Raw genomic sequence first — 12341 nt, 5'->3', positions numbered from 1 at the left:
GGCGGGTCCCGCGCAGTTCCCCGGGGTACCGACAGGGAGGCCGCGGCAGCCCTCGACGGTCCCCCGCACCGTCGCCCGTACGGGCGCCCGACCGCCCGCCCGGGCCCCGCATGGACGAAGCTGTCAGATGTGACCCTCGTCCCGTGCGGCGTGCTCCTCCGGCCCGTCCCAGCGCGCCCGCGGCATGTTCAGCCGGGCCTCGCCGTCGCCGGTCAGACGCAGCGGGGTGGCCTCCGCGCGGTAGTGCTCCAGGGCCCGGTGCTCGCTGCCGGGCAGCGGTCGCCCGTCCGCCCGGACCACCCGCCACCAGGGCACGGCTCCCCCGTACAGGGCCATCACGCGCCCCACTTGGCGCGGTCCGCCCTCGCCGAGCCATTCGGCGACGTCCCCGTACGTCATCACCCGGCCGGGCGGAATCCGCTCGGCCGCCTCCAGCACCCGCTCCGCGTACGCGGGCAGCTCTTCGCTCATTCCGCCCATGGTGCCGTACATCACGGACCGGTTCCCGGAAGGTTTCCTTCCGTACCGGCGCGCACCCTGATGACCCGCCCGCCGGTCGGTCCGTGCCACCATCTTCCGGGCGGTGACTGGTGATACGTGATCAAGAAGAGACGGAAGTGACGACGAAGGAGCAGGGTGTGAGCCCTCCGGACGGCGCGGCTGAGGACGACGGCACGCGCCCAGACCCGCGCCCCGGGCCCGGGAAGCTCCCCGACGAGCCCCCCGGTCGGGCCACACCCGAGCCCGAGCGGACGGGGTCCGCACCCGAGCCCGGTCCCCGGGCCCGGGCCACCGCCGGGGCGGGAGCCGGAGCGGGGGACAAGCCCGGCGCGGCCGGCTCCGAGGGGCCGCACGGGCGCGCCTCCGCGTCCGCCGACCAGGTCGAGGTCGACGAGCCGCTGCTCGCCGCCCGCGTCCACCGCCCGTCCGACCTCGTACGCCTCCTCGTCGGCGTCCTCGGCATCGCCGTCGTCCTCGGCATCGCCGCCTTCGCGCACCGCACCACCGCCGGCCTCGAGGCCGACATCTCCCAGGGCACCGGCGCCGCACCCGATCTGCTGATCAAGGTCGCCGGGCTGGTGTCCAGCATCGCCGTGCTGCTCGTACCCGTCGCCTTCGCCATCGAGCGGCTGATCAAGCGGGACGGGCTGCGCATCGCCGACGGCGTGCTCGCCGCCGTCCTCGCGCACGGCGTCACCCTGGCCACCGACCTGTGGGTCTCCCAGGCCGCGTCCGACACCATCCAGGACGCCCTCACCCGTCCCACCAGCGCCGGCGGCCCCCTCACCGACCCGGTGCACGGCTACCTCGCGCCCGTCATCGCGTACATGACCGCCGTCGGCATGACCCGCAGGCCGCGCTGGCGGGTCGCGCTGTGGGTGGTGCTGCTGCTCGACGCCTTCGCGATGCTGGTGAGCGGGTACACCACCCCGTTCTCGATCATCCTGACCGTGCTGATCGGCTGGAGCGTCGCGTACGGGACCCTGTACGCCGTCGGCTCGCCGAACGTCCGCCCCACCGGGCAGACCCTCCTCGCCGGCCTGCGCCGGGTCGGCTTCAAGCCGGTCAGCGCCATGCGCGCGGAGCTCCCGGACGGCGCCGACGCCTCGGAGGTGAGCGACCGGGGCCGCCGGTACCACGTCACGTTGGAGGACGGCCCGCCGCTCGACGTCACCGTCGTCGACCGCGAGCAGCAGGCCCACGGGTTCTTCTACCGGGTCTGGCGCCGGCTCACCCTGCGCGGCATCACGACGCGGCGCAGCCTCCAGTCGCTGCGCCAGGCGCTGGAGCAGGAGGCGCTGCTCGCGTACGCGGCCATCGCGGCCGGGGCCAACGCGCCGAAGCTGATCGCCACCTCCGAGCTCGGCCCGGACGCCGTGATGCTCGTGTACGAGCACCTGGACGGCCGGCCTCTCGACGCGCTCGCCGACGAGGAGATCACCGACGACCTGACCCGCAGCACGTGGAAGCAGGTACAGGCGCTCCAGTCGCGGCGGATCGCGCACCGGCGGCTCACCGGCGACGCGCTCGTGGTGGATCGTTCCGGCAATGTCGTCCTCACCGACCTGCGCGGCGGCGAGATCGCGGCCGGCGACCTGGTGCTCCGGATGGACATCGCGCAGCTGCTGACCACGCTCGGCCTGCGGATCGGCGCGGAGCGCGCGGTGGCCTCGGCGCTGTCGGTGCTCGGCCCGGACGCGGTGGCGGACTGCCTGCCGCTGCTCCAGCCGATCGCGCTGAGCCGCTCCACCCGGGCGACGCTGCGCAGGCTGGCCCGGGAGCGGGCCGACCGGCAGCGGGAGGCCGTACTGGAGTCCTCGCGGGCGGCGAAGGCGGCGCGCGAGGCGGCTGCGGAGGAAGCGAAGCCGGACCGCAAGGCGGAGAAGGCCGGCAAGCCGGGTGGCAAGGCGGGCGGCAAGGCGGGCAAGGCCGGGGCCAAGTCGGCGGCGGTCACGGCCGCGGAGAAGAAGGCCGAGAAGAAGGCGCTCGACGACGCACTCGACGGGGCCCGCGAGGAGGACCTGCTGAGCCAGATCCGCCAGCAGGTGCTGCTGATCCGCCCGCAGGCGCCGGTGGAGCCGGCCCGGCTGGAGCGGATCCGGCCGCGGACGCTGGTGTCGTTCATCGCGGGGGCGTTCGGTGCGTACTTCCTGCTCACGCAGCTGGCGCACGTGGACTTCGCGACGATCGTCGGCGAGGCGGAGTGGGGCTGGGTGGGAGCCGCGCTGGCCTTCTCGGCGCTCACGTACTTCGCGGCGGCGATGAGCCTGCTGGGCTTCGTACCGGAGCGGGTGCCGTTCCTGCGGACGGTGGTCGCGCAGGTGGCGGGGTCCTTCGTGAAGCTGGTGGCACCGGCGGCGGTCGGCGGTGTCGCGCTGAACACCCGCTTCCTGCAGCGGGCCGGGATCCGGCCGGGGCTGGCGGTGGCGAGCGTGGGTGCCTCGCAGCTGTTCGGGCTGGCGAGCCACGTCCTGCTGCTGCTGGCCTTCGGCTACCTGACGGGCACCGAGAAGACCCCGGAGATGACCCCGTCCCGGACGGTCATCGCGGGTCTGCTGACGGTGGCGGTGCTGGTGCTGGTGGTGACGGCGGTGCCGTTCCTGCGGAAGTTCGTGGCCACGCGGGTGCGGGCGCTGTTCGCGGGTGTCGTGCCGCGCATGCTGGACGTGCTCCAGCGGCCGCAGAAGCTCATGACGGGCATCGGCGGCATGCTGCTGCTGACGGGCTGCTTCGTGATGTGCCTGGACGCGTCGATCCGGGCGTTCGGCGGCGGCCAGGCCATCAGCTACGCGAGCATCGCCGTGGTCTTCCTGGCGGGCAACGCCCTGGGTTCGGCGGCGCCGACGCCGGGCGGTATCGGCGCGGTGGAGACGACGCTGACGCTGGGCCTGATCGCGGCCGGGCTGGACAAGGAGGTCGCCATCTCGGCGGTGCTGCTGTTCCGCCTGATGACGTTCTGGCTGCCGGTACTGCCGGGCTGGATCTCGTTCAACTACCTGACCCGCAAGGAAGCCATCTGACTCCGCGGGTGCGAACCCCGCCCGCGCCGCGCCGCGGCTGTGACCCCCGTCGCACAGCCCGCCTGCGCCGGGCCCGCGCCTCGAACGCCGGGCGGGGCCGGAGTTCGCCGACGGGACTTCCGCCGGCCGCACCGACCACCCCTCGCGGCGCGCGGCCCCGGCCGAGCAGGGGCGCCCTCCTGCCCCGCGCCGGACGCAGGCGGCGGGGGCCTGCGCCCCGGTAGCCCTCCAAGTAGCCGGCGGCGCGGGCTCCTTTCCGCAAGCCGTCGAAGTCCTGCGGAGCCCACGTCCTCAAGACGACGACGGCAGCTCCTTCCACCCCTCCCCGGCCGGCGCCTACCCGCAACCGCGAGGCAACGTCATGCTCCCGGGCCTCACCCTGTGCGGCGCGGCGTACGAGGGCATAGGCGTGGCGGCCTGCATCGCCACGGCCCGCACGGCGCGCAACCCTCTCCGAGCCCTGACGCCGTCTCAATATGTGCGCCGGGCAAGGCGCAAAGTTGGATCCAACTCGAACACCCCACAGAATTGCGTTCGATTGCAAACGGTACGGGGGGTGTCGGAATGGGGTTCGACGAGGAGTGGGGCCGGCTGCGGACGGAGGCCGCGGGGCGAACGCACGAACCCGTAGCCGATCCCTTCGAGTCGGCCCGTGCAGCAGTGCTGGAACGACTGGCGGGCTTTCGCAGCCGGGTGGCACTCGTGCCGCTGGACGAACAAGGCGGCCTGTGGACGGCCGAACTCGGCGGCCTGGACTGGATCTGCGCTTTCTCCGACGAGGAGGCGCTGGCCCGGTTCGCCGTAGCACGGGGCGATGCCTCGCGGGAATGGACGTACCGGGGGGTGACCGGAGCCCGGCTGCTCGATGAGGTCATCCCGGCGCTGGACTTCCCGTGCGGGGTGGCCCTGAACGCTGCCGGCCCCGACGGCGCGGTTTTCCCGCCCATGCGCGGAATCGTTCCTGCCGCGGCAGCGCTCGACGGGGAGGCGGCCGCGTGAGCGGGGATCAGCCAGATCTGGACGTCTCGAAGCAGGCGTTGGATCAGATCGCGAAAGGCATCACGGACACGCTGTCCGAGCTGGAGGAACTCGGCATGGTCGGCACGGCCGGCATGGGCCGCGGTTTCTCCCACCTGGGCCTCTCCGGCATGCAGACGGGCCACGACGGCCTGGCCTCCACCCTCAGGTCGTTCTGCCAACGCTGGGAGTGGGGTGTGCGGTCCCTGGTCCAGCAGGGGAACGCGTTCGCAGCGAACGTGGGCCTGTCGGCAGGCGTCCTCCACGAGCAGGACCAGAACATCCAGGGCAGTTTCAAGATCGCCGTGAACGCGGCCTGGGGCAACCCGTACGCCTCCGAGGACGACATCACCGGGAAGGGCTGGGGCGACGTCGTGTCGGACAACCCCTTCACGCAGATCCGCGACGCCGACTACAGCCTCGAGTCCTTCGACCGCTCCTCGGGAAACATCAAGGAGGCCTGGAAGGGTGCGGCCCACGACGTGAACAGCTCCGACATGCTCCTGAGCAACCAGGCCATCGACGCGGCCGGGCTGCGCGGCGAAGTCGACGACGTGGTCGAGGACGTGCTCGGCCCGGCACCGGAAGGCCACGGCCGATGACGGACTGGGGGCGGCTGGTCGACAAGGGCCTGGACAACGCGAGAGAGTTCACCGGACATGTCGTGGACAAGGCTTCCGAGGGTCTCGGCAGGGCCCTCGACACGGTCGGCGCCCACGACTTGGCCGACAAGGTCGAGGACTTCGGCGACGATGTAGCCTCGAAACTCGGAGTATCAGTACGCGAGAAGGAACTCGGCCAGACCGAGCAGCCCAACGAGCTGGTGCACGGCTCACCGTCCGCGATCCGCGAAACCGTCAAGCACTTCCAGGACTTCCAGGGCGCCTTCGACCGGGTCGGCCAGGGCATGCGGGCCCTGGACTCGGGGCACTGGAAAGGGGCGGCGGCCGACGCCTTCCGCGCCAAGTTCGCGATGCACCCGACGGAATGGCTGTACGCAGCCGACGCCTGCGAGGCGGCCGCCGGTGCGCTCCTGCGCTACATGGAGACGCTGGAGTGGGCCCAGCGCCAGGCCCAGGCGGCGATCGACGCCTACAAGGCCGCCGAGAAGGCTTCGAAGGACGCGGAGGACGCGCACCGGACCAAGGCCGAGACCTACAAGGCAGACCTTGCGGCGGGCCGCGACGCCGGACCGGAACCCGTCCTCGGCGCCGACCCGGGCAAGGCGGGCCGCCAGGAGGCCAAGGACCACCTCAGCGAGGCCCGTCGCCAGCGCGACGACGCGGCTTCGGCAGCCGAGCGGGCGCTCACCGCAGCCCTGGCACATGCCCCGGCCGTACCGTCGACGACCAAGCAGCTCCTGGCCGAGTTCGCCGACTACGAAGGCGCCCAGGCGGTGGAGTTCGGCCACTTCTTCGGCGGAGTCGTCAAGGGCACGGCCGGCCTCCTCAACTTCGGGCGCGGACTCAATCCCGCGGATCCCTACAACCTCACCCACCCCGCCGACTACCTCGAGCACGTCAACACGACCCTGGCGGGCCTCGTCTCCGCGGCCTCCCATCCCGAACGCATTCCCGGTCCCATGCTCGACAGCTTCCTGGAAGACCCGAGCGAGTTCCTGGGCCGACTCGTCCCCGAGCTCTTCGGCACCAAGGGCACGGTCGGCGCCACCCGTACCAGCGTCCGCCTCGCGGAGGAAGGAGCGGAGAGCGCAGCCCGGAAGGAGGCGACGCGGGCAGCGCAGCAGGCCGAGCAGGAAGCCGCGGCGCGCGCCAAGAAGGAGGACCTGACCTGCCGTGAGGACCCCGTCGACATGGCGACGGGCCGGATGATCCTCCCGCAGACGGACCTCGTGCTCCCCGGCTCACTGCCGCTGGTGTTCAGCCGTACCTTCGAATCCTCGTACCGCTCGGGCCGGTGGTTCGGCCCGACCTGGGCCAGTACGGTCGACCAGCGCCTGGAGATAGACGAGGAAGGCGTCATCCTCGTCCGCGAGGACGGCAGCCTGCTCGCCTATCCGGTCCCCGAGCCCGGGATCGCCGTCCTGCCCACTCACGGCCAGCGGTGGCCGCTCACGCTCGACGTCGACGGCGCGTACACGGTGACCGACCCCGAGTCCGGGCACGTCCGCCACTTCGCGGAGGACGGCGCGCTCCTGCAGGTCGACGACCGCAACGGCGCCTGGATCGCCTTTTCTTACGACGGGTCCGGCGCGCCGAGCGCCATCTCCCACAGCGGCGGCCACGAGCTGCACCTGACGTCGTCGGACGGCCGTGTAACCGGCCTCGCCCTGGCGGACGGCCCCCAGGTCCTCCGCTACGGCTACACGGACGGCCACCTCACCGACGTCACGAACTCCTCGGGCCGTCCCCTGCGCTTCGGCTACGACGAACTGGGCCGGATCACTTCCTGGACCGACACAAACGACCGCCATTTCGACTACGTCTACGACGACCGGCACCGCTGCACAGCCCAGTCCGGCACCAACGGCCATCTCAACGTCCGTTTCACGTACGAGCCGGGCCGCACCACCCTGATCGATTCCCTGGGCCACCGAACCCAGTTCCTGGTCAACGACCGCGCCCAGATCACGGCGGAAATCGACCCGACGGGCGCGACCACCCACTTCACCCACGATGCGTACAACCGTCTGCTCTCCCGCACGGACCCGCTCGGTCACACCATCCGCTTCGGCTACGACGAACAGGGCCGGCTCATCAAGGTGGTCCGCGCGGACGGCCGCGAGATCCACGCGGCGTACAACACCCTGGGGCTGCCGGTCGAGGTCGTCCTTCCCGACGGGCGGGTGACCCGGCAGACGTACGACGACCACGGCAACCGGACCTCCGTCACCGACCCGTCCGGCATCACGACCCGGTTCACGTACGACACCCGCGGCCACCTGTCCGCGGTGACGGACGCCTCGGGCCATACGACGACGGTGTGCTGCGATGCGGCGGGCCAGGTGGTGTCGGCGACGGACCCGCTCGGCGCGACGACGCAGTACGCCCGCGACGCTTTCGGCCGCCCGATCGCCGTCACCGACCCACTGGGCCACACCACCCGCTTCGCCTGGAGCGTCGAAGGCCGTCTGCTCCACCGCGTGAATGCCGATGGCAGCACGGAATCGTGGACGTACGACGGAGAAGGAAACTGCCTGACGCACACGGACGCGGTGGGCGGAGTGACCGTCTCCGAGTACGGCGACTTCGACCTCCTCGTCGCCCGGACCGGCCCGGACGGCGCCCGCTACTCCTTCGCGCACGACACGCAGCTCCGCCTCACCGGGGTCACCAACCCTCAGGGCCTCACCTGGGACTACGCGTACGACCCGGCCGGCCGCCTGGCCGCCGAGACGGACTTCGACGGCCGCACCCTCACGTACGGCTACGACGGCGCCGGCCGCCTCAGCGCACGCATGAACGCGGTGGGCGAGATCACGACGTACGAGCACAACGCGCTCGGCCAGGTCCTTCGCAAGGACGCGGCAGGTCTGGTCACGACCTACGCGTACGACGCCTTCGACGCCCTGTCGAGTGCGGTGTCCCCGGACGCAACGGTCACCTGGCTGCGCGACGAGGCGGCCCGGCTGCTCTCGGAGACGGTCGACGGCCGCACCCTCACGTACGGCTACGACACCCTGGGCCGCCGCACGAGCCGCATCACCCCCACGGGGTCGGAGTCCTCGTGGGCGTACGACGCGGTCGGGAGGCGCTCGACGCTGACCACCGCTGGTCGCACGTTGAGCTTCGACCGAGACGCGGCAGGCCAAGAGCTGGCCCGCACGCTGAGCCCGTCGCTCTGCCTCACCCACGAGTACGACGACATGGGCCGCCGGACCGCTCAGTCGGTCGTCGGCCAGGACGGGCGGACCCTCCAGCGCCGCGGCTACAGCTACCGGGCGGACGGTTACCTCAACGGCATCGACGACTCGCTGACCGGCCCCCGCACCTTCACCCTCGACGCGGCGGCCCGCGTCACGGCGGTGGATGCCGCGTCCTGGTCGGAGCGGTACGCGTACGACGAGGCGGGCAACCAGACCAGCGCCTCCTGGCCGACCCGTCACCCGGGTTCGGAGGCGCAGGGCGGGCGCGCGTACACGGGCACCCGCATCACGCGCGCGGGCTCGATCCGGTACGAACACGACGCGCTGGGCCGTGTCACCTTGCGCCAAAAGACCCGGCTGTCCCGCAGGCCGGACACGTGGCGCTACGAATGGAACCCGGAAGACCAGCTCACGGCGGTCATCACCCCGGACGGCACCCGCTGGCAGTACACGTACGACCCGCTGGGCCGCCGCACCGCCAAGCGAAGCCTGTCGGCAGACGGCACAGTGGCGGAAGAGGTCCTCTTCACCTGGGACGGCACCACCCTCTGCGAACAGACCACCGGCGGCGTCACCCTCACCTGGACCCATCAGGGCCTGCACCCCCTCACCCAGACGGAACGCCTCGACCAGGCGGAAGTCGACGACCGCTTCTTCGCGATCGTCACCGACCTGATCGGCACCCCGACCCAGCTCCTCGCCGAAGACGGCACGACGGCGTGGCGCACCCGCACCACGTTGTGGGGCACGACCACGTGGAACAGCGACGCGACGGCCTACACCCCGCTCCGCTTCCCGGGCCAGTACTACGACCCCGAGTCAGGCCTCCACCACAACTACTTCCGCACGTACGACCCCGAATCGGCCCGCTACCTCTCCCCGGACCCCCTGGGCCTGGCCCCCGCCCCCAACCCGGCCACGTACGTCACCAACCCCCACACCTGGTCGGATCCTCATGGCCTTGCACCGGATGGGTGCCCGGAGCGCGATCCCTTTGATTTCAGAGAGCCGAACCCCGCTCACCCGCCGAAACAGAATTTGATCGACGCCATGCGGGATGCGCCTAGAGGCGAATACGTGGACTGCACCGAAATCTCCGAATTCATCATGCGACAGGCAAACGGCGAAGGAAAGATCGTCCACTACATCACCCCATCCGGGACACTCAGGACTCCTGAGGCCGGGGCCAACGGAATCACAAATGTCGAGTATGAATTCCATCAGGTCTACACCGACGGTCGTTACGTATACGATCCGACCCTGAGCCTGGACCCGATACCCAGAGGAGACTACGAGCGGGCTCTGCGATCGCAGAACCCCGAGCGGGTCATACGATTGGAAGGCCGAGCCGACCTGAGCGCGCTGTGGCAGCTACGCAGGAACACGCAGTGGAGGTGAGAAAGCATGGCGGGACCACTGCCGCGCTTCCAGCGGGCAAAAGCGGCCCTTGAGCGATTTGCACCTGTAGTGTGGCTCAGATCGCCCAGCGAAATAGATCACGCCACTGGGCATATTCAGGTACCCACGCTCGGTTGGCGTTTCAGCGAGCCACACCCGGAGTTGAAGGACATGTTCACTTCTGTGGTGCGAGATGCACCGCGGAACATGGCCTGGTCCTTCGGTGAAAGGAAGAATTCGTTGATCATGCCGTCGAGGCTGCTCAACGAGACCGGACCGGACGGAGGGGACCTCCATGAACTCGGAACGGCCATCAGCCAGCCTGATCAGGAGTTCTGTATCGCCGCGTCCGAGGACATCGAACTCATCATTCAGGCGATCGCCGCGCAGCCTGCGCCGCCGACTGCGACGCGGCTGTACGTGACCCAGCTCGCGAAGAGCTCCGCCGAGGAGCTGCTGTGCGTGGCGGAAAACCTCACCGGTGAGGCAGAGGTCGGCATGGTGTTCCGAGCCGTCGGTGTGCCCGACGTCGAGGTTCAACTGACCACGCTCCACTGGTACCCGCCCCGGCCGGAAACCGTGCGTCGGGGCCCGCTGGCCAAAGTCACCCTCGTCGGCAACGGAGCAGGGCGGATCAGTGTCAAGGAACTACTCGTCTTCGTTCCCGACCACTGATCTGCCAGGTCGCAGGAGCGCGACACCCACACCCGAGGCCGCCGCCTCAGCAGCGTCGGGGACGGACGACCGACGGCGATGAACGGCTTACGGGGGCGGCGCACGCGCCCCGACCGGTGCGACCCGAATGGGTCAGCGCACGGGCGGGGCGCAGCCCGGGAACGCACGATGGGGGCATGGGTCGAAACGTGGTGCGGGGCGCCGTTGCCGTTGTGGTTGCCCTTGGGCTGGGCGGGGTCGGTGGGTGTTCCGAGGAGAGCAGCAAGACGCCCAAGGCCGGCGGGACCAAGGGGGCCGCGCCGTTGAAGTGGGGGGAGTGCGAGGCGCCCACCGTCGCCGAAGGCGGGGGGCAGGCTCCGCCCAAGGACTGGGAGTGCGCCACGCTCCACGTGCCCCTCGACTACGCCAAGCCCGAGGGCGAGACCATTCCGCTCGCGCTCATCCGGGCCAAGGCGCGGGACAAGGGCAAGCGGCTCGGGTCGCTCGTGTTCAACTTCGGCGGGCCCGGGGGGTCCGGGATCAGTACGCTGCCCGGCGCCGCCAAGGAGTACGAGGCCCTCCGCTCGCGGTACGACCTCGTGAGCTTCGACCCGCGCGGCGTCGGCCGCAGCGCCCCCGTGCGGTGCGAGGACGACAAGGAGCTCGACGCCTACTACGCCCAGGACTCGAGTCCCGAGACACCGGCCGAGGAGAAGACCTTCGTCGGCAACATCGACAAGTACCAGCAGGCCTGCAAGGACAACTCCGGCCGCCTGCTGCCGTACGTCGGCACCGAGAACGCCGCCCGCGACCTCGACCGGATCCGCCAGGCCCTCGGCGACGAGAAGCTGAACTACTTCGGGATCTCCTACGGCACCGAGCTCGGCGGGGTCTACGCCCACCTCTTCCCGAAGAACGTCGGCCGGGCCGTCTTCGACGCGGTCGTCGATCCGACCAAGACCTCCGAGGAGGGGGCACTGGGCCAGGCCAAGGGGTTCCAGCTGGCCCTCGGCAACTTCGCGCAGGCCTGCGTGGACCGCGGCGACGAGTGCCGGCTCCAGGGCAGCACCGCCAAGGAGATCGAGGACAACATCATCAAGCTGCAGAAGAGCCTGGCCGACAAGCCCATCCCCGGCATCGGCACCCGGATGCTCACCGACTCCGCCGCGACCAACGGCATCGCACAGGCCCTGTACTCCCAGGAGCTGTGGCCGCTGCTCGAGCAGGGGCTGGACGAGGCCGAAGGCGGGCAGGGGCAGCTGCTGATGGCGTTGTCCGACGCGCTCAACGGCCGTGACCAGCAGGGGCACTACAGCAACATCGGCGCCGCCAACACGGCGATCAACTGCGCCGACTTCAAGGACCGCTTCACGCTCGAGCAGACGAAGGCGAAGCTGCCCTCCTTCCGCGCCGCGTCCCCCGTCTTCGGGGACTTCCTCGGCTGGGCCCTGATGAGCTGCACCGACTGGCCGGTCCCGGGCGCCTGGGAGACGCCGGACGTCTCGGCCCCCGGGTCGGCGCCCATCCTGGTCATCGGCAACACCGGCGACCCGGCCACCCCGTACGAGGGCGCCCGCAAGATGGTGGAGCGGCTCGGCCCCGGCGTCGGCGTGGAGCTCACGTACAAGGGCGAGGGGCACGGCGCGTACAACAGCGGCGACAAGTGCGTGCAGCAGGCGGTGAACTCCTACCTGTTGGACGGGAAGGTGCCGGCCGCCGACACGGTCTGCACCCCTTCGCAGAACCCCTCGGGGACGCCCGTGGCACCGGAGCCGCCGCCGGCGGGTGCCTGAAGCACGCGCGGCGCCCGACACGCGGAGGGGGCGGTTCCCAGACGCGGAAAGGGCCCCCCCGGAAGGGGCTAGGCAAACGGACTCTCCGAATCCGCCCGGTTGGACCCCCCCCCCCCAGCTCCTCCAGCGTGG

At 70.9% G+C, this 12341-nt stretch carries 7 protein-coding genes; 6 read left to right on the top strand and 1 reads right to left on the bottom strand.

The genetic code is table 11. The features are described 5' to 3' along the window. Window positions 1-123 precede the first annotated feature (123 nt). Window positions 124-480 (bottom strand): MGMT family protein, encoded by a 357-nt coding sequence (locus tag ACZ49B_RS00450; protein WP_468299827.1) that lies wholly within the window; start codon window positions 478-480, stop codon window positions 124-126. 158 nt (window positions 481-638) lie between these two features. Between ACZ49B_RS00450 and ACZ49B_RS00445 the strand changes: the two genes are divergently transcribed. The 6 genes from ACZ49B_RS00445 to ACZ49B_RS00420 all read left to right on the top strand — a co-directional run bounded on the left by ACZ49B_RS00445 (window position 639) and on the right by ACZ49B_RS00420 (window position 12209). Beyond that, window positions 639-3521, top strand: a complete 2883-nt coding sequence (locus tag ACZ49B_RS00445; RefSeq protein ID WP_468299024.1) for a lysylphosphatidylglycerol synthase transmembrane domain-containing protein — start codon at window positions 639-641, stop codon at window positions 3519-3521. A 564-nt stretch (window positions 3522-4085) separates the two neighbouring features. Continuing rightward, on the top strand, window positions 4086-4520 hold the full coding sequence (locus ACZ49B_RS00440) for an SseB family protein (RefSeq protein ID WP_468299022.1): 435 nt from the start codon (window positions 4086-4088) through the stop codon (window positions 4518-4520). After that, window positions 4517-5140: a hypothetical protein gene (locus ACZ49B_RS00435; RefSeq protein ID WP_468299020.1), complete on the top strand. Its 624-nt coding sequence runs from the start codon at window positions 4517-4519 to the stop codon at window positions 5138-5140. The genes ACZ49B_RS00440 and ACZ49B_RS00435 overlap by 4 nt, the downstream gene beginning before the upstream one ends. After that, window positions 5137-9762, top strand: a complete 4626-nt coding sequence (locus ACZ49B_RS00430) for a putative T7SS-secreted protein (RefSeq protein WP_468299018.1) — start codon at window positions 5137-5139, stop codon at window positions 9760-9762. The genes ACZ49B_RS00435 and ACZ49B_RS00430 overlap by 4 nt, the downstream gene beginning before the upstream one ends. 6 nt (window positions 9763-9768) lie before the next feature. Continuing rightward, window positions 9769-10437 (top strand): hypothetical protein, encoded by a 669-nt coding sequence (locus ACZ49B_RS00425; RefSeq protein WP_468299016.1) that lies wholly within the window; start codon window positions 9769-9771, stop codon window positions 10435-10437. 176 nt (window positions 10438-10613) lie between these two features. Then, window positions 10614-12209 carry an alpha/beta hydrolase gene (locus tag ACZ49B_RS00420; RefSeq protein WP_468299014.1) on the top strand — a complete coding sequence of 532 codons (1596 nt, stop codon included), beginning with the start codon at window positions 10614-10616 and terminating at the stop codon, window positions 12207-12209. Window positions 12210-12341 lie beyond the last annotated feature (132 nt).

This window comes from Streptomyces sp. NPDC031132 (assembly GCF_055570595.1).
The sequence above is the reverse complement of the archived record's forward strand: the minus strand, read 5'-3'. Positions and strand labels throughout refer to the sequence as shown.